Annotated in this window: 15 protein-coding genes and 9 tRNA genes; 22 read left to right on the top strand and 2 right to left on the bottom strand. The window is 47.1% G+C overall.

Annotated features, from left to right (window positions below; translation table 11 throughout):
* The first annotated feature begins 52 nt into the window (after positions 1-52).
* The 20 genes from ISALK_RS13975 (at position 53) to ISALK_RS13880 (ending at position 11757) form a co-directional block, all read left to right on the top strand.
* A tRNA-Asn gene (locus ISALK_RS13975) sits at positions 53-127 on the top strand.
* A gap of 8 nt (positions 128-135) precedes the next feature.
* Positions 136-211 (top strand) — tRNA-Met (locus ISALK_RS13970).
* Positions 212-278: 67 nt separating this feature from the next.
* Positions 279-353: transfer RNA gene (locus tag ISALK_RS13965), tRNA-Glu, on the top strand.
* Positions 354-360: 7 nt separating this feature from the next.
* Positions 361-436: transfer RNA gene (locus ISALK_RS13960), tRNA-Val, on the top strand.
* Positions 437-492: 56 nt separating this feature from the next.
* Positions 493-569: transfer RNA gene (locus tag ISALK_RS13955), tRNA-Asp, on the top strand.
* A 27-nt stretch (positions 570-596) separates the two neighbouring features.
* Positions 597-672: transfer RNA gene (locus ISALK_RS13950), tRNA-Thr, on the top strand.
* A 7-nt stretch (positions 673-679) separates the two neighbouring features.
* A tRNA-Leu gene (locus ISALK_RS13945) sits at positions 680-762 on the top strand.
* Between the two features lie 20 nt (positions 763-782).
* Positions 783-859, top strand: a tRNA-Ile gene (locus ISALK_RS13940).
* A 25-nt stretch (positions 860-884) separates the two neighbouring features.
* Positions 885-960: transfer RNA gene (locus ISALK_RS13935), tRNA-Phe, on the top strand.
* 214 nt (positions 961-1174) lie between these two features.
* Complete coding sequence (gene cdaA / locus ISALK_RS13930) at positions 1175-2035, top strand: diadenylate cyclase CdaA (RefSeq protein WP_371724062.1); 861 nt, start codon at positions 1175-1177, stop codon at positions 2033-2035.
* A complete protein-coding gene (locus tag ISALK_RS13925) occupies positions 2007-3335 on the top strand; it encodes a CdaR family protein (protein ID WP_160723357.1) in 1329 nt (442 codons plus the stop codon). The genes cdaA and ISALK_RS13925 overlap by 29 nt, the downstream gene beginning before the upstream one ends.
* A 48-nt stretch (positions 3336-3383) precedes the next feature.
* On the top strand, positions 3384-5111 hold the full coding sequence (locus ISALK_RS13920; protein WP_245394428.1) for a sigma-54 interaction domain-containing protein: 1728 nt from the start codon (positions 3384-3386) through the stop codon (positions 5109-5111).
* Between the two features lie 218 nt (positions 5112-5329).
* Positions 5330-6418: a butyrate kinase gene (gene buk, locus ISALK_RS13915; RefSeq protein WP_371724060.1), complete on the top strand. Its 1089-nt coding sequence runs from the start codon at positions 5330-5332 to the stop codon at positions 6416-6418.
* A complete protein-coding gene (locus ISALK_RS13910) occupies positions 6411-7325 on the top strand; it encodes a phosphate butyryltransferase (protein WP_160723353.1) in 915 nt (304 codons plus the stop codon). The genes buk (ISALK_RS13915) and ISALK_RS13910 overlap by 8 nt, the downstream gene beginning before the upstream one ends.
* Positions 7326-7381: 56 nt before the next feature.
* Positions 7382-8458 (top strand): butyrate kinase, encoded by a 1077-nt coding sequence (gene buk, locus ISALK_RS13905; protein WP_160723351.1) that lies wholly within the window; start codon positions 7382-7384, stop codon positions 8456-8458.
* Between the two features lie 9 nt (positions 8459-8467).
* Positions 8468-9136: an ATP-binding protein gene (locus ISALK_RS13900; protein WP_306770753.1), complete on the top strand. Its 669-nt coding sequence runs from the start codon at positions 8468-8470 to the stop codon at positions 9134-9136.
* Between the two features lie 19 nt (positions 9137-9155).
* A complete protein-coding gene (locus ISALK_RS13895) occupies positions 9156-9377 on the top strand; it encodes a 4Fe-4S dicluster domain-containing protein (RefSeq protein ID WP_160723349.1) in 222 nt (73 codons plus the stop codon).
* Between the two features lie 25 nt (positions 9378-9402).
* Positions 9403-10467, top strand: coding sequence for a 3-methyl-2-oxobutanoate dehydrogenase subunit VorB (locus ISALK_RS13890; RefSeq protein ID WP_160723347.1), 1065 nt, complete (start codon positions 9403-9405; stop codon positions 10465-10467).
* The gene (locus ISALK_RS13885) at positions 10467-11213 is read left to right on the top strand and encodes a thiamine pyrophosphate-dependent enzyme (RefSeq protein ID WP_160723345.1); all 747 of its coding nucleotides are present in this window, start codon (positions 10467-10469) and stop codon (positions 11211-11213) included. Before ISALK_RS13890 ends, ISALK_RS13885 begins: the two co-directional genes overlap by 1 nt.
* A gap of 1 nt (position 11214) precedes the next feature.
* On the top strand, positions 11215-11757 hold the full coding sequence (locus tag ISALK_RS13880; protein ID WP_160723343.1) for a 2-oxoacid:ferredoxin oxidoreductase subunit gamma family protein: 543 nt from the start codon (positions 11215-11217) through the stop codon (positions 11755-11757).
* A 99-nt stretch (positions 11758-11856) separates the two neighbouring features.
* On the opposite strand, the gene ISALK_RS13875 is transcribed toward ISALK_RS13880, so the two are convergent.
* Together ISALK_RS13875 and ISALK_RS13870 are read right to left on the bottom strand one after the other, a co-directional pair.
* A complete protein-coding gene (locus ISALK_RS13875) occupies positions 11857-12918 on the bottom strand; it encodes an oxidoreductase (RefSeq protein ID WP_160723341.1) in 1062 nt (353 codons plus the stop codon).
* A 198-nt stretch (positions 12919-13116) separates the two neighbouring features.
* Entirely contained in the window at positions 13117-13686 is a 570-nt protein-coding gene (locus ISALK_RS13870) for a xanthine phosphoribosyltransferase (RefSeq protein ID WP_160723339.1), read from the bottom strand.
* A 276-nt stretch (positions 13687-13962) separates the two neighbouring features.
* Here ISALK_RS13870 and glmM point away from each other — a divergent pair, with 276 nt between their 5' ends.
* Entirely contained in the window at positions 13963-15303 is a 1341-nt protein-coding gene (gene glmM, locus ISALK_RS13865; RefSeq protein ID WP_160723337.1) for a phosphoglucosamine mutase, read from the top strand.
* A 409-nt stretch (positions 15304-15712) separates the two neighbouring features.
* A complete protein-coding gene (gene glmS / locus ISALK_RS13860; RefSeq protein ID WP_160723335.1) occupies positions 15713-17539 on the top strand; it encodes a glutamine--fructose-6-phosphate transaminase (isomerizing) in 1827 nt (608 codons plus the stop codon).
* The last annotated feature ends 258 nt before the right edge of the window (positions 17540-17797 follow it).

Below are 17797 nucleotides of genomic sequence, written 5' to 3'. Positions count from 1 at the left end.
ATGGTACTTGGTGGGTGACTGCCTGGGAGAGTAGGTCGTCGCGGCTTGATGTTCCAGGGTAGCTCAACGGTAGAGCATTCGGCTGTTAACCGACAGGTTGGAGGTTCGAGTCCTCTCCCTGGAGCCAACATTTAACGCGGGGTGGAGCAGCTGGAAGCTCGTCGGGCTCATAACCCGGAGGTCACAGGTTCAAATCCTGTCCCCGCAACCATTTAATTTCATATTGTAAAGCAATAAAGGGTCTCATTTCACCCAGAAAAAATGAGAACCAAAGCCATGGCCCCTTGGTCAAGCGGTTAAGACACCGCCCTTTCACGGCGGTAACAGGGGTTCGATTCCCCTAGGGGTCACCACACAAATGGGAGCATAGCTCAGCTGGGAGAGCACCTGCCTTACAAGCAGGGGGTCACAGGTTCGAGCCCTGTTGCTCCCACCATTTATGACCTAACCGGATTTGCAAAACAAATCCTAGGTAGGTCAGTTAGTACACGCGGCCTGGTAGTTCAGTTGGTTAGAATGCCAGCCTGTCACGCTGGAGGTCGAGGGTTCGAATCCCTTCCAGGTCGCCAATAAAATTTTAATAATGTATTACATGAGCTGGCGTAGCTCAATTGGAAGAGCAACTGACTTGTAATCAGTAGGTTGCGGGTTCGAGTCCCATCGCCAGCTCCACACACATGCGGGTGTGGCGGAACTGGCAGACGCACTAGACTTAGGATCTAGCGCTCCGGCGTGGGGGTTCGAATCCCTTCACCCGCACCATTTATTTCTGAATAGGATTAGGGCTCATAGCTCAGCTGGTTAGAGCGCACGCCTGATAAGCGTGAGGTCGGTGGTTCGAGTCCACTTGAGCCCACCATTTTCATTCAAAACACAATAGTTAAGCCCAAATAGCTCAGTCGGTAGAGCAGAGGACTGAAAATCCTCGTGTCCGTGGTTCAATTCCGCGTTTGGGCACCAATTAACAAGGGTAATCCCCTTGTTTTTTTTGTGTTCTTTTTTTTAGAATTTACAATTCGCCTCCCTTAGTAGTATAATTATATAGTTGCTGTTGAATTTTTCGGGTAAAGCCCGCAAAATTTTGCATCTTTTTCCTAAACCCCGGGGAGACTATTGAGATTCTTCGGGTTTTGTGAAATAATATAAGAAGAGGAAATGAAGCTAAAGATAAGAGGTGTTGAATTTGAGAGAAGTTTTTGAAATTGTGCAAAATATCGGATTTAAAGATTTAATTGACATAGGGATCGTGGCCTATGTGTTTTATAAAATTTATATGCTTCTTAAAGAAACCCGGGCAAAACAACTGGTTAAGGGAATTGTGGTACTACTGGTGGTAACCCAGTTAAGTGAATGGTTTCAATTACATGTAATGAATTGGATTCTTATCAATACCATGACTGTGGGGTTGATTGCCCTGCTGATTGTTTTTCAACCGGAACTTCGAAGAGCCTTGGAGTATATTGGGCGAACCAAACTGTTGTCAAAATCCATGCAGGATTTGGAATACCATGAGTTGGAAAATATTGTTAATGAAATGATGGAGTCCATCAGCTCCCTGTCCCGTCAAAAGATCGGGGCATTAATCGTGATTGAAAAAGATACGGGACTTAGTGAAATCGCCGAATCGGGAACCATCTTGGATGCGAATATTTCCCGGGGGTTACTGATCAATATCTTTATGCCCAACACCCCTTTGCATGACGGAGCCATTATTATACGAAATAATAAAATACTAGCGGCGGCCTGTTTTTTACCCCTATCGGATAACCCCAGCTTAAGCAAGGACCTGGGAACAAGACATCGAGCGGGCGTGGGTATATCGGAAAAATCCGATGCCTTTGTGGTAATGGTCTCGGAAGAAACCGGAGCGATTTCTGTTGCCCAGCATGGAAAACTGAGCCGATTCTTAGATACCAAAACCTTAAAAACCCGAATTGTAAATACCATGAAGCCTGAGAGAACAAAAAAATCCTGGCGATTCTTTAAGCTGAAATGGAGGCAAAATCATGAAAATGATGAATCGGATGCAAAATAATATTAAAGACTGGTTTGGTCGGAACCTGGGTGCGAAAATCATGGCGATTCTTTTTGCTCTTTTCATGTGGATCTATGTGATGAGTGTGATTAATCCCACAATCAGCGATAATATTAACAATGTACCCGTGGAACTTTTAAATATGGAAGAACTGGAAAGTGCAGGGATCGTAATTAAGGGGGAAGAAGAACATACGGTGAATGTACGGGTCACAGGAAGAAGTGACCAGGTGTATCGAATTTCCCGGGAGGATATTGTAGCTACCGCTGATCTTTCCGGTCACCAAAACATCGGTGCAAATAATCTTCAGGTCATGGTGGAGGTAGACGCCGATGTGGAAGTGGAGCATAACCCTCGATTCATTCGGGTGGAGTTGGAAGAAGTGGTTAGAAAACAGAAAAACGTGGACATCAATATCCTGGGAGAGCCGGCGGAGGGCTATGTCCTGGGAGAGACGAGAATGACCCCCTCAGTGATCTGGATTGAAGGACCGGAGAGCAGCGTAAACTCCGTGGAAGCCATTATAGCAGAGCTGCAATTGGAAGAGGAGAGCACCGATGTTGTGGCCAATCTTACATTAAAGCCTGTGGACTCCCGAGGAAATGAGGTTTCCGGTGTGCAGCTTGAATCCGATGTTGTGGAAGTGGTTCTGCCGGTGGAACGTACCAAAACCGTGATTATCGAACCGGACTTGGATATTGAAGCCGCCGAGGGGTATACCATAAGAAATACCCGGGTCACCCCGAGAAGTATAATGGTTCAAGGGCCCGAGGATCAACTGGAGGATTTAACCAGGGTGGACACGGAACTCATTGAGCGTAGGGATTTAACGGAAAATGAAAGTGTGGAGGTGGATTTAATCCTCCCCGATGGAATCAACCTCTACAATGAACGAAGCGTCACCGTGGAAATTGAAGTATCGGAAATTGTGGAAGAGGCCTACGAAATAAGAGGGGATGAGTTGGAAATTGAAAATCTGGGGCAAGGACTGGAAATCGAAGAGGAAACCCTGCCGGATTCTTATACCGTCACGGTAACAGGTCCGGAAGATATTCTTGAAAATCTAAGCCGGGAAGATTTTCGGATCACCTTGGACCTGGAAGGGCTGGAAGGGGGGACCCATAACGTTGAACCCGCCATTGAAGAAATCAACGGATTGGAAGACCCCTTGGTGGAAGTCAGCCTGGATCCCGATGAGTTTTCCCTGGAGTTAGTGGGAGAGACACCGGATGATGAGGAAAATGAAGAAGACGAAGAAGATGAGGAAGAAGAGGATGAAGAGGAAGAAGACAACGGTTAAGAAGAAGGAGAGAATAACGGGTAAAAACTTGAGCCTTGAGGTGAGCCTTTGGAAAAAGCCATGGAAGTAATCTTAAATAGTACCAATGATGCCATCATTGCTGTAGACCGGGAGGAAAAGATCACCCTGTTTAATCCCGCGGCGGAGAAAATCACCGGTTATAAGGCGTCGGAGGTACGTAATAAAAAAGTAGAAAATTTCATTAAAGAAACCCGGCTGCCCCATGTGTTGAAAAGCGGGGAGGCGGAGATGAACCGAAGACAGGCCCTGGGCAACACTATTATCATCACCAGTCGTATGCCGGTGAAGGATGACTTAGGAAAAATCATTGGAGCCGTGGCCATCTTTCGGGACGTTACCGAGATGGCGGACTTGAATTATGAAATATACCAATTAAAGGAAATGCAAAGTATGTTGGAGGCCATCTTTAACGCGACCCAGGATGCCATATCCGTCTGCGATGAGAAGGGGATCGTGGTCATGGTGAATCCTGCATACACGGATTTAACCGGCCTGAAGGAAGAGGAGATCATCGGCAGACACACCCTGAATGACATTGTGGAAGGGAAAAGCGTCCATCTGGAGGTTTTAAATACCAAACAGGCGGCGGAAAGAACCCGGCTCCGGGTGGGAAAATACAACAGAGAAGTGATCTCCAGCGCAGCGCCGATTATGGTAGAGGGCGTGTTAAAAGGAAGCGTGGGGGTACTCCATGATGTTACGGATATTAAAAGCCTGACTAAGGAATTGACCGAGGCGAAAAAGATTATTCGCAAGCTGGAAGCGAAGTACACCTTCGATGATATTATCGCTAACGATGAAAAAATGATCCAGGTGCTGGATAAAGCCAAGAAGGCGGGGATTACTCCGGTAACCGTGCTTCTGAGAGGGGAGAGCGGAACGGGGAAGGAACTTTTTGCTCATTCCATTCACAACCTCTCGGAGCGAAAATACAATCAATTCGTCCGGGTAAACTGCGCCGCCATCAGTGAGAGCCTGCTGGAAAGTGAGCTTTTCGGTTATGAAGAGGGGGCCTTTACCGGAGCCAGAAAAGGGGGGAAAACCGGTCTCTTTGAAGAGGCCCACGGAGGCACCATCTTTCTGGATGAGATCGGAGAGATCCCGGTAAGCACCCAGGTAAAGCTCCTACGAGTCCTCCAGGAAAAGGAGATTATGCGGGTGGGAGGCACCAAACCGGTTCCTGTGGATGTTCGGGTAATTGCAGCGACCAATGCCCATTTGGAAGACTTGATGCGGGAGGGGAAATTCCGGGAGGACCTCTATTACCGGTTAAATGTTTTCCCCATTGAAATCCCTCCCCTGCGAGAACGAAAAGCGGACTTATATCCCTTGGTCATGTATTTGGTACGAAAGTTCAATCAAGAGTATGGAAGAAATGTGGATGAAATATCCGATGAAGCCCTCAGTCACTTGAAAAAATACGATTGGCCCGGGAATGTAAGGGAGTTGCAAAATTATATCGGACGCACCCTGGTTAATATAAAATACCAGGAAGCACTGATACAAAAAAAGCATCTGCCGAAGTTTTTTGATAATGACCAACGAACCCTTTCCAAGGGGGAAAAAGTCCTGCCGGAGGAGGGGGAAGAGAAGGGAAAAACCATTGTCCCCTTAAAGGATGTCCTGGCAAGGGAAGAGAAAAAAACCATTCAGCAGGCCCTTGAAGAAATGAAGGGAAATCGCAGAGCCACGGCAAAAGCCCTGGGACTGTCGGTTCGAAACCTGTATTATAAAATGGAAAAATACGGAATCTAAACAGTGAAAAAAATTGCAGTATAAGTGCAATTTTTTTCGCTATTTAGGTGCAAAAAACTGCACGATTCCCTCCCTTGCATAAAAGGCAAAAACCGGCCCCGGATGGAACCGGGGAGCATCAAGGTTTTGAAATAAATTTATTAAAGGTCATACTTGGCATAATAGTTGCTACTTTATTAGGTATGGAACGAATAACTTCTATGAGAGAGGTGAAATTTGTGAAAAAATATGTATTAGCGATTAATCCCGGTTCGACTTCAACAAAGGTAGCACTTTTCAAGGAAGAAGAAGCGGTGATGAAAAACACGATTGATCACTCTACCAAGGAACTGGAAAAATACAACAACATAGCGGAGCAATATGAGCTTCGTAAAAACAACATTCTTCAGTGGATGACGGCAAATGGTGTAAAAAAAGAGGAACTGAAAGCGGTGGTAGGTCGAGGGGGTCTTCTACGCCCTATGCCCGGAGGAACCTACAAAGTGACCCCGCCCATGGAAAAAGATTTAAAAATCGGCTATCAGGGAGAGCACGCTTCAAATCTTGGAGGCCTTATCGCGAAAGCCATCGGTGAGGAAGAGGGAGTTCCCTCCTTTATCGTAGATCCGGTTGCCGTGGATGAGTTCACCGAGGAGGCAAGAATTTCCGGAATCCCTCAGATCCAGAGAAGATCCCTGGGTCACGCCCTGAATATTAAGGCGGTGGGTCACCGGGTGGCCAATGAACTGGGAAAAACCTTTCAGGAGGTAAACCTGGTGGTCGCCCATTTAGGCGGAGGCATCTCCGTTGCTCCTGTGAAAAAGGGAAGAATTTTAGATTACAATAACGCCAATGAAATGGGTCCCTTCTCTCCGGAACGTACCGGGGGATTACCGGTGGGCGATCTGGCAAAACTCTGCTTTTCCGGGGAATACGATCTAAAAACCCTAAAAACCAAACTTCGGGGCAAGGGTGGCATCAGTGCCTATCTGGGAACCAACGATGCCCGGGAAGTGGAAGCAAAAATCAAGGAGGGCGATCAAAAGGCGAAGCTGATTTACGATGCCATGGGTTATCAGATTGCTAAAGAAATCGCCGCCATGGCCACGGTACTGGAAGGAAAAATTGACGCCGTGGTGGTTACCGGCGGGATTGCTCATTCCGACTATTTAATGAATTTGATTAAGGAACATGTGGCCTTCCTAGGGGAATTTTTTGTCCATCCCGGGGAAGATGAAATGCAGGCCTTAAACGAAGGAGCCCTACGGGTGTTAATGGAAGAAGAGGAAGCGAAAATCTACGAAGAAGAGGTGAATGTAAATGATTAGAAACTTTGATGAAGTATTGGAGATTGCGAGAAAAAGAGGTCCGAAAAAAGTAGCCCTTGCCTGTGCCGAGGATGTGGATGCCCTTAAAGCCATCAACGAAGCGAAAAAAACCGGAATCGTGGAAGCGATTTTAGTGGGGGACGAAGAAAAAATCAAAGCCAATGCAAAAGCGGAAAACATTGATATTACCCAGTATGAAATTGTCCACGAAGGGGACATGGTGGAAGCTTCCAGAAAAGCGGTGGAATTAGTATCCACAGGAAAAGCCCATATGGTAATGAAGGGCTTAGTGGATACCTCGATTATTTTAAAAGCGGTACTGGATAAGGAAATCGGACTACGAACGGGAAACCCCCTTTCTCATGTGGCCCTGTTCCAGGTTCCCGGTTTTGATAAAATGCATTTGGTAACCGATGCGGCCATGACCATTGCGCCGGATTTGGAAGGGAAAAAAGCTTTAATCAACAATGTGGTACCCGTGGCCAATGCCCTGGATATTCAAATGCCCAAGGTGGCAGTGATCTGTGCTAAGGAAAAGGCGAACCCGAAAATGCCGGATACCATGGATGCCCAGGCCCTGCAGGAAATGAATGAAAAGGGAGAAATTAAAGACTGTATCGTGGGTGGTCCCTTGGCCCTGGATAACGCAGTATCGAAAAAAGCCGCCGAGATCAAAGGAATTGACCATCCCGTTGCGGGGGATGCGGATATTCTTCTGACGGGAGATATTGAAGCGGGTAATGTTTTATATAAGTCCATGATCTATTTTGGACAGGCCAAAAATGCGGGAGTCATCGTAGGAGCCAAAGCTCCCATCGTCTTAACTTCCCGAGCGGACAGTGATGAAGCCAAGCTTTATTCCATTGCCCTGGGCGTACTATGTGCAGCGGAATTCTTTGATAAATAAAAGTATTTGTGTAACAGTTGTGATAAAGGTTTTAAAATCTAAAAAGAGGTGAAACAATGAAGGAAGCAAAAAGAATTTTAACCATCAATCCCGGTTCCACGTCTACAAAAATCGCGATTTTTGATGATGAAAAACCGGTGTTTGAAGAAGTGCTACGCCATTCATCGGAGGAAATCGGGAAATACGAGACGATTTTCGATCAATATGAATTTCGAAAAAACGTAATTTTGGAAACCTTAAATGAAAAGGGTATCAACTTAACGAAGCTTGCCGCCGTGGTTGGACGGGGCGGATTGTTAAAGCCCATCGCCGGCGGCACCTACCGGGTGGATGAAAACATGCTGGAGGATCTGAAAGTCGGCGTACTTGGGGAACATGCCTCAAACCTAGGGGGCGTGTTGGCCTATGAAATTGCCGAGCAGCTGAATATTGAATCCTTTATCGTAGACCCGGTGGTAGTGGATGAAATGAAGGATATTGCCAGAATCTCGGGAATGCCGGAAATTGAAAGAAAAAGCATTTTCCATGCCTTGAATCAAAAGGCAGTGGCCAGACGAGCGGCCAAGGACTTCGGAAAGGCTTATAATGAGCTAAACCTGATTGTGGTTCATTTAGGCGGCGGGGTTTCCATCGGTGCCCATGAAAAAGGACAGGTCATAGACGTGAACAACGCCTTAGACGGAGAAGGTCCGTTTTCTCCAGAGCGATCCGGGGGACTGCCTGTTGGGGATTTGGCGAAATTATGTTTCTCCGGGGAATACACCCATAAAGAGATCAAAAAACTGATTACCGGTAACGGCGGACTGGTTGCCTATTTAAATACCAACGATGGCCGGGAAGTGGTGGATATGATTGAAAAAGGTGATAAAAAGGCGGAAACTGTCTACAAAGCCATGGCCTATCAAGTAGCCAAGGAAGTGGGAAGCTCAGCCGCAGTACTAAAGGGTAAGGTGGACGGAATTGTGCTCACCGGCGGTATTGCTTATGATAAGCTGTTTGTGAAGTGGATCGAAGACCGGGTATCCTTTATTTCCGACGTACTGGTTTATCCAGGAGAGGATGAAATGATTGCCTTAGCCCAGGGTGGACTGCGGGTACTGAACAAAGAAGAAGAGGCCAAACTATACAGATAGGTGATAAAAGTGAAAAACAATAGAATTCGCATCATTATCGGGCATTATGGAAGCGGCAAAACCGAGTTTTCCGTAAACTATGCCATTAAGTTAAAAGAAGCATATGATAAGGTAACTCTGGCAGACCTGGATGTGGTCAACCCCTATTTTCGGTCCCGTCAGCAGGAAGAAATGCTTACAAGTAAAGGTATTACCGTGATCGGAAGCAGCATTAAAGGTTCCGGGTCTGATCTTCCCGCAGTTTCCGGCGGGGTGTTAGGCCCCCTGCAAAGTGAAGATACCCAGGTTGTGCTAGACGTCGGCGGAGACTCGGCGGGGGCCAGAACCCTAGGTCGTTATGAAGAATACTTCACGGAAGGAAACTACGATATGTTTTGTGTGGTCAATGCCAATCGGGAGCAAACCTCCACCGTGGAAGGGATTCTTCGACACGTCTATGCCATCGAAAAAACAGCGAAGGCAAAGGTGACGGGAATCATCAACAATACCCATCTGCTGCGGGATACCACCGTAGAGGAAGTATTAAAGGGCCAGAAGCTCTGCAAAGAAGCGGCGGAAAAACTGAGGGTTCCGATCAAATATGTTGCAGCTATTGAAGAGGTAGCAAAGAAGCTGCCCTCTGACATAGAAGGGGAAATTTTCCCCATAAAGATGTATATGCGTGAAAAATGGATGTAAATTAAGGGAGGGAAAACCAATGGCAAAAGGTAAAGTGTATTTCGATGATGATATCTGTAAAGGGTGTGAACTTTGTACCACGGTATGTCCGGTAAACATTGTAGTGATGGACAAGGAAAGAATCAATGCGAAGGGCTATCATCCCGCAACCGTAAGCGATATGGATAAATGTATCGGTTGCGCCAACTGTGCAATCATGTGTCCGGATTCGGTTATTACAGTAGAGCGAGAAAAAAAATAAAAAAATTGTAAGGAGGGAATAAAAAATGTCTAAAACCTTAATGAAAGGGAACGAAGCCTTAGGAGCGGCGGCGATCAAAGCCGGATGCAAATATTTCTTCGGATATCCTATTACACCACAAAATGAATTACCGGAATATATGTCAAGAGAACTGCCGAATATCGAAGGTGGCGCTTTTGTGCAAGCGGAATCGGAAGTCGCGGCCATCAATATGATCTATGGAGCCGCCGGTGCCGGTGCACGATGTATGACCAGCTCCTCCTCTCCCGGAATGGCCTTAAAACAAGAGGGAATTTCTTATATCGCCGGAGCGGAGCTTCCCGCGGTAATCGTGAATATTTCCCGGGGAGGACCGGGACTTGGAGGAATTCAACCTTCTCAGGCCGATTATTTCCAATCCACCAGAGGGGGAGGAAACGGAGACTACCGTCACCTGGTATACGCTCCCGCCACCATTCAAGAAGCGGTGGATTTGGTTATGGAAGCCTTTGATGTGGCGGACTACTACCGAAATCCGGTAATCGTTATCGGGGATGGAATGATTGGACAAATGATGGAGCCCGTGGAGTTCAAGGAACAGAAAAAACGGGAATTACCGGCGAAGGACTGGGCCACAACGGGAACCAATGAAGAGCGAACACCAAACATCATCAACTCCTTAGCCTTGGATCCGGCAAAACTGGAAGAGCACAACCAAAAACTGACCCGAAAGTATAAGGAAATGGAAGAAAAAGAAGTTCGACATGAGGACTATAAAGTAGAGGATGCGGAGTTCGTATTCGTGGCCTACGGAACCACTTCAAGAATCACAAGAAACGTAGTGGATGCCTTACGGGAAGAAGGCATTAAAGCGGGAATGATTCGACCCATTACCCTATGGCCTTTCCCCACGGCGGCGATTCAGAACGTACCGGCTTCCACAAAAGCCTTACTATCGGTGGAAATGAGTGAAGGACAAATGGTGGATGATGTGAAGATTGCCAACGAAGGCAGACTTCCCGTATATCACTATGGACGGTCCGGGGGTATGATTCCCGAGCCGAAGGATATTATTGCAAGAGCTAAGGAAATCTTAGGAGGTGTTAAATAATGGCCCTAGTATACGAAAAAACTAAAGGATTAACGGAAAAACAAACCCATTATTGCCCGGGATGTACCCATGGGGTAATTCATAAACTGGTAGGGGAAGTTTTAGTAGAGCTTGGGGTTCTCGGCAAAAGTGTGGGGGTAGCCCCGGTAGGTTGCTCTGTACTGGCCTATGACTACTTTAACTGTGACATGCACGAAGCCGCTCATGGTCGTGCCCCGGCGGTGGCAACGGGAATTAAACGGGTATTGCCGGAGCATACGGTATTTACCTACCAGGGAGACGGAGATTTAGCATCCATCGGTACCGCAGAAATTATTCATGCGGCTCATCGTGGAGAAAAGTTTACAACAATCTTCGTAAACAACGCAATTTACGGAATGACCGGAGGACAAATGGCACCGACGACCTTAATCGGACAAAAGGCCACCACGTCACCCTATGGTAGAGATCAAGCTTCCACAGGAATGCCCCTGAAGGTTTCTGAAATGCTTGCAACCATTGACGGCGCCGCCTTTGTGGAGCGGGTATCGGTACACGACGTTCCCAATATCCGAAAAGCGAAAAAAGCCATCAAGAAAGCTTTCCAGGTACAAATCGACGGTACAGGATTCGGAATTGTGGAGATTCTTTCCACCTGTCCAACCAACTGGGGAATTACACCGGTGGATTCACTGACCTGGTTAAAAGAAAACATGATTCCATACTATCCGCTTGGCAACTTTAGAACACCAGAGGAGGGTAAATAATATGGCTGAAGAAAAAATTATCATGGCTGGATTCGGTGGACAGGGCGTCATGTCCATGGGACAGTTGTTAACCTATGCAGGAATGATTGAAGAGAAAAACGTATCCTGGTTACCTTCCTACGGACCGGAGATGCGAGGGGGAACGGCGAACTGTTCGGTGATTGTTTCCGATAAGCAGGTGGGCTCTCCCATCATTACCAATGATGCAACCTCCGCCATCGTTATGAACCTTCCTTCTCTGGATAAGTTTGAAAGCGATGTTCAAAAACAGGGGAAACTGTTAATCAATGCATCCCTGATCGAAAAGAAAGCCAGCCGGGATGACCTGGACGTGTATTATATTAAGGCCAATGAAATTGCCAATGAAATTGGGAATGCCAAGGTTGCTAACATGGTAATGCTTGGGGCCTATTTAGAAATCACAAAGATTGTCAAGGTGGAATCCGTGATTGAAGCCTTGAAAAAAGTTTTCGGACCGGCGAAGGAACACTTGGTACCAATGAATAAAGATGCCTTGGAAAAAGGTGCGGAAGCGGTAAGATAAGTTGTTGGAAGTAGAATTTGTGCCGGGTACACAGATTCTTTGGGAAATGTAGAATAAAAAAACAAGGATCTTCGGGATCCTTGTTTTTTTATGGGAAAATTAAGCGATGGAATTCTGGGGACATTTCCTGCCGTCGGTTAAATAGAAGCACCGGGGCTTACATCGAAGGCAGGGATTGACCGGTTGTCCCTGTTCCCCTTTTATAATCCATTTAGAGTCTACCAAGAGGCCCCGGCCCACGGCAACAAAATCCGAAAGTTCTTTTTTAATGATGGCTTCCCCCTCCTCGGGGGTTCGAATACCGTTAACCACCACCACGGGGATGTTCAAGGCTTTTTTCGTCTCCATCCCGGTGTAAACGATCCAACTATAGGGGAAGGACTCGGGAGGCTTGGGTAGGTCTTTTTCTTCAGCGATGCCGGCGGAAATATGAAGCAGGTCCACCCCCATCTGCTCCAGTTCCCGGGAAATTTCAATCCCTTCTGCTAAGGTAGGGGTGTTACCCCCGTGGCGATAACCGATAATAAAGTTTTCCGGAAGGTTTCCCTTAAGCAGGGTTAAGAGTTCCTTTGCAAACCGCAGGCGGTTTTCCGGGCTTCCTCCGTAGGCATCCTCCCGGTGGTTGGTCAGGGGAGATAAAAACTGGTTGATCAAATAGCCGTGGGCACCATGGATCTCGATGCCGTCGTAGCCCGCCTCCTCTGCTCGAAGGGCGGCGACGAGAAATTCCTTTTGTATGCCCTTGATCTCTCCCCGGGTAAGGGCCTTGGTAATTCGGCCGTCGGGCAGTTCATAACGGGAGGGAGCCAAGGGTTCCGAGGCAACGCTTTTCGGTGCCTTGTCCCCGGCATGATGGATTTGAAGCAGGGATTTGCTGCCCCGGGATCCTAAAACCCCGGCGATTTTAGAAAGGCCCTCCACCTGCTTATGATCCCAAATCCCCAGTTGACTGGGGGCCAGGCGACCGATTTTGGAAATCGCAGTGGCTTCCACCACCACCAGGCCCACTTGACCGATTCCCCGTTTTTCGTAGTGGCGGATATGTTCATCGGAAACCCTGCCGGTATCGTCGGACCAGTTGAAGCATACCATAGGGGGCATTACCAGACGATTGGGGATAAGGTGTTCCTTTAAGGTGTACTCAGAATAAAGTGACGGCAAAGAAATAACCTCCTTTTGAAGTATAATGTTTTTTTGAAATATAATCTTTCAGATCAGTATCTTTCGGATCACTATCTTTCGGATCACTATCTTTCGGATCACTATCTTTCGGATCACTAAAAGTATAACATATCTTTAAAGAATTAACAGAAGATTAGGAAAGAAAATTCAGATTTTTTCTGCCGACGGCCTCAAGAATCATCGAAAGGTGATTTCATTGTTTTCCAGGGAATCGATAATCACCAGAGATTCCACTAAATGCCCCTGATCCCGAAGCTCCCGGCCCCCGTTTTGGAAACCTTTTTCAATGACCACCCCGGCGCCGATGAAATGGGCCTTGGCCCCTTGAATAATTTCTATTAAGCCCTTCATCGCTTCCCCGTTGGCAAGAAAATCATCCAAGACCAGAATGTTTTCCCCGGGGGAAAGGTACTGCTTGGAAACCCGGATTTTATAAGTTTTTCCCTTGGTATAGGAGTAAACCTCCCCTTCATAGGTATCGGGGTCCAGGTTTTTGGATTCCAGCTTTTTGGCAAAGACCACGGGAACCTGAAAATACTGAGCCGCAATGGCGGCAATGGCAATTCCCGACACTTCCGCGGTTAAGATTTTATCCACGGGGAGATGGGAAAACCTCCGATGAAATTCCTTCCCCAGTTCATTCAACAACCTAATATCCAATTGATGATTTAAAAACCGGTCCACCTTTAAAATATTCCCCTCCCGGACATGACCTTCGGATAATATTTTTTCCTTTAACAGATCCATAAAATCCCTCCCTGATTTAAAATTTGTTAATCATTATACTATAGAAGAGGATAAAAAGCGACTCCTCTGTCGAAATCTGTCGTTAATAATCGGTTTTTCCAGTTAAGGAGGATGGAGCTTAAAAGGGGAAGAAACAGTGATTGAGTTAATATTTTAATTGTGGTAAAATAGGGAGCAAAGTGTTAGTGAAAATTGCTAACAAGCAGGATACATAATCTTGGATGAATATTTGAATGAATAGATCAACGATAAAAGAAATCCTGGAGGGATCAAGTAATGGGAAAATTATTCGGCACCGACGGCGTACGGGGAATCGCCAACAAAGATTTAACCCCGGAGCTGGCAAATCAATTGGCAAAGGCCGCGGCGGAGATTTTTATCAAGGAGAAGAAGGGCACCGTGGTAATCGGCAAAGACACCCGGATATCCGGGGATTTACTGGAGGCCGCCATGGTTTCCGGTTTTTTAGCCATGGGGGTGGAGGTCATTACCCTGGGGGTCATCCCCACACCGGCGGTGGCCTATGCCACAAGAAAGCTGAAGGCAAATATGGGAGTGGTGATTTCCGCATCCCATAACCCCTATGAGTACAACGGAATTAAATTCTTCAATCATCAGGGTTTTAAGCTGCGGGATGAAATTGAAGAGGAAATTGAAGGATATATTTCCCGCAACCAAACCAGGGATAAATGCCCCACGGGGGATGAAATCGGAAGACTGATTGAAATGGCGGATCCGGAAAAGTTTTACGGAGACTTCGTAGCCTCCACCATAAAAGGGGATTTCAACGGGATGCGAATCGCTATGGACACCGCCCACGGCGCCGCCTATAAAGTAGCTCCTCGAACCTTTCAAAACCTGGGAGCGGAAGTGTTTGTGATCAACGATCAGCCCGACGGAAAAAACATTAACCAAAACTGCGGCTCTACCCACCCCGAGGTGTTAAAGGATGTGGTGGTGGCAAACCAATGCGACATGGGCATTTCCTTTGACGGGGATGCGGACCGACTGATCGCCCTGGATGAAAAGGGGGAAGTGGTGGATGGCGATCAAATTATGGCCATCTGCGGAAGCGATCTGAAGGAAAAGGGCGCCCTGAAAAAAGATACCGTGGTTGCCACGGTGATGAGCAATATCGGACTGGACCTGGCCTTCAAGGGAAAGGACATCCAACTGGAAAAAACCAAAGTAGGGGACCGGTATGTGCTGGAAAAGATGAAAGAAGAGGGGTTTTCCCTGGGAGGGGAACAGTCGGGACATCTGATTTTTCTAGACCACAACACCACCGGGGACGGGCTGCTCAGTGCCCTTAAATTAGCGGAGATTGTCAAGGAGCGTAAAGAACCCTTATCAACCCTAAGCGCCATCATGGAACGTTTTCCCCAAACCCTGGTGAACGCCAAGGTGCCCAATGAGTATAAGGACTCCTTAATGAACAACGAAGTGATCCTTGAGGAAATTCAAAAAGCGGAGAAAATACTGGATGATGAAGGAAGGGTACTGGTCAGACCCTCCGGTACGGAACCCCTGGTCCGGGTGATGATTGAAGGGAAAAACCTGGCCCAGATCCAGGGCTTTGCCCAAAAAATCGCGGGATTGATTGAAGCCCAGTTTTAAGCAGAGGCGATTAATAAAAGCAGAAATTAACAAAAGCGGAAATTAATAAAAGAGCGATTACAATAAGGGCCGACAGGAATGACGCCTAGACTGGGGTTTTCAGTGCAGGAAGCCCCGGTTATTAAGCTGTTAAGGAGGTGAGGCCATGATAAGGGCATGAAAGTAAATAGAGATTTTGATCTAGATTGAACAAGTATTATTGAGCTAAGGATTATTGAACAAAGCACCATTGTCCAAAGCGCCAGGGCTTAACATCCATACGGAATGTTAAGCTGACGAGGATCAGGGTTTATCGAAGCATCGGCGGATGCCCTGCGGTTGATCACGACCGAAACCGGCTTTTAAAACTTTGAAGTGATTCAGAGGACAAAGAGGTCGCGGTGATGAAAAAGCATAAAGGAGAAAGCATATGTGTGGAATAGTGGGATATATCGGAAATCAACAGGCTTCGTCTATTTTAGTGGAGGGGCTGCAAAAATTAGAATATAGAGGATATGACTCAGCGGGACTGGCGATTTATAATGACGGAGAAATCGGGGTTCAAAAGTATAAGGGACGGCTAAAGATCCTGGAGGACCATTTAGAGAAAAACCCCATGGGGGGATCTTTAGGCATCGGCCATACCCGGTGGGCCACCCATGGAGAACCGAACGATTTAAACGCCCATCCCCATACCACCACGGACGGTCACATCGCCGTGGTGCACAACGGGATTATTGAGAATTACGGGAAACTTACGGAATGGTTGACGGAAGAAGGAAAAGTCTTTAAAACTCAAACCGATACGGAAGTGATTGCCCATTTGGTGGATTACTTTTACGAAGGGGACCTGATTCAGGCGGTGCGGCGAGCCACCGGTAAAATGGAAGGGGCTTATGCCATCGGAGTGATCAGCAAAAACGAGCCGGAAAAACTGGTAGCGGTACGTAAGGACAGTCCCTTAGTGGTGGGGATCGGCAAAGAGGAGAACTTTATCGCCTCGGATATTCCCGCCCTGTTAAAACATACCCGGGAGGTTTATTTCTTAGATGATGGAGAAATGGCGATACTGACGGAACAAAGTATCGAGATTTTAAATGAGCTGGGCCAAGAGGTGGTCAAAGAACCCTACAGGGTAACCTGGGATGTGGCTTCGGCGGAAAAAGACGGCTACGAGCATTTCATGATGAAGGAAATTCATGAACAGCCCAAGGCCATTAAAGATACCCTGTCTCCTAGATTGAACGACGAAGGATTTATTGAAATCGACGAGTTCAATTTAACCAAAAAGGATATTGAAGGCTTTGACAAAGTCATGGTGGTCGCCTGCGGTACGGCCTACCATGCAGGCCTCATTGGAAAATTTGCCTTGGAGAAATTTGCCAAAATCCCCGTGGAAGTGGACGTGGCCTCGGAATTTCGATACCGGGATCCCTTCGTTACCGATAAAACCTTGTTTATCGCCGTCAGTCAATCGGGGGAAACCGCAGATACTCTGGCCGCCCTTCGGGAAGCCAAGGCAAGAGGGGCAAGAACCATGGCCATCACCAATGTGGTGGGGAGCCGAATTTCCAGGGAAGCCGATGATGTGTATTATACCTGGGCGGGGCCGGAAATTGCCGTGGCCTCCACCAAGGCCTACATCACCCAGCTGGTAGCCTTTTACACCATTGCCCTGGATTTGGGACTGAAAAACGGCTCCTTAAAGGAGGAGGCTTATCACCGGGTGATCCAGGAATTAAAAGGCTTTCCCGAGAAAGCCGAGGCCCTGCTGCAATATAAAAAGGACATTCAATTTTTAGCCGATGAGCAGTTCAACAGTACCAGCGCCTTTTATATCGGCCGGGGCATTGATGATGCCGTGGCCAAGGAGGGTTCCCTGAAGTTAAAAGAAATCTCCTATATTCACTCGGAGTCCATTGCTGCAGGTGAATTAAAGCACGGAACCATTGCCTTGATCGAAGAGGGCACCTTAGTGGTGGCCCTGGCCACCCAGGACCATTTATACGATAAGATGCTGTCGGGAATCCAGGAGGTTAAAGCCCGGGGGGCCTATGTGATCGCCATGGCAAAAGAGGGGAATCAGGAAATATACAAAACCGCCAACGCGGTGATTACCATTCCCGATACCTTTGACGAGTTAACCCCGATCCTGTCGGTAATTCCTCTGCAGCTACTGTCCTATTACATTGCCGTAGCCCGAGGTTGTGACGTGGATAAGCCGAAGAATCTGGCGAAAAGCGTTACCGTGGAATAAAAAAGATTGGAATAAGCCCGGCGGAGATTTGCAGCGAAAGGTGCTGTGAGTAGTCGTCGGGTTTTTGATAGAATAAAAACCTGGAAGGGATAGTAAAGGGAGGTTTCCCCTAGAAGCTACGGGAGAGGATGTGTCAACCCTTTTAGAAAATGTCCTTAAATAGTTAAAACATAAGCACCAGATTGCTGGCGCTAATCGTGATTTTGTAAAATACAGAAATTACCAAGGTATAATGTTTTTGGGTAACCTTAATAAACT

Source organism: Isachenkonia alkalipeptolytica (assembly GCF_009910325.1).
GTDB lineage: Bacteria > Bacillota > Clostridia > Peptostreptococcales > T1SED10-28 > Isachenkonia > Isachenkonia alkalipeptolytica.
Note: the sequence above shows the minus strand (reverse complement) of the source record. Positions and strands in the feature narration are given on the sequence as shown.

Bases quoted from the DNA above. Each gene is read 5' to 3' on its own strand.
- ISALK_RS13925 (WP_160723357.1), top strand. From the start codon at position 2,007: ATGAAAATGATGAATCGGATGCAAAATAATATTAAAGACTGGTTTGGT.
- ISALK_RS13910 (WP_160723353.1), top strand. From the start codon at position 6,411: ATGATTAGAAACTTTGATGAAGTATTGGAGATTGCGAGAAAAAGAGGT.
- buk (WP_160723351.1), top strand. From the start codon at position 7,382: ATGAAGGAAGCAAAAAGAATTTTAACCATCAATCCCGGTTCCACGTCT.
- ISALK_RS13895 (WP_160723349.1), top strand. From the start codon at position 9,156: ATGGCAAAAGGTAAAGTGTATTTCGATGATGATATCTGTAAAGGGTGT.
- ISALK_RS13890 (WP_160723347.1), top strand. From the start codon at position 9,403: ATGTCTAAAACCTTAATGAAAGGGAACGAAGCCTTAGGAGCGGCGGCG.
- ISALK_RS13885 (WP_160723345.1), top strand. From the start codon at position 10,467: ATGGCCCTAGTATACGAAAAAACTAAAGGATTAACGGAAAAACAAACC.
- ISALK_RS13880 (WP_160723343.1), top strand. From the start codon at position 11,215: ATGGCTGAAGAAAAAATTATCATGGCTGGATTCGGTGGACAGGGCGTC.
- ISALK_RS13870 (WP_160723339.1), bottom strand. From the start codon at position 13,686: ATGGATCTGTTAAAGGAAAAAATATTATCCGAAGGTCATGTCCGGGAG.
- glmM (WP_160723337.1), top strand. From the start codon at position 13,963: ATGGGAAAATTATTCGGCACCGACGGCGTACGGGGAATCGCCAACAAA.
- glmS (WP_160723335.1), top strand. From the start codon at position 15,713: ATGTGTGGAATAGTGGGATATATCGGAAATCAACAGGCTTCGTCTATT.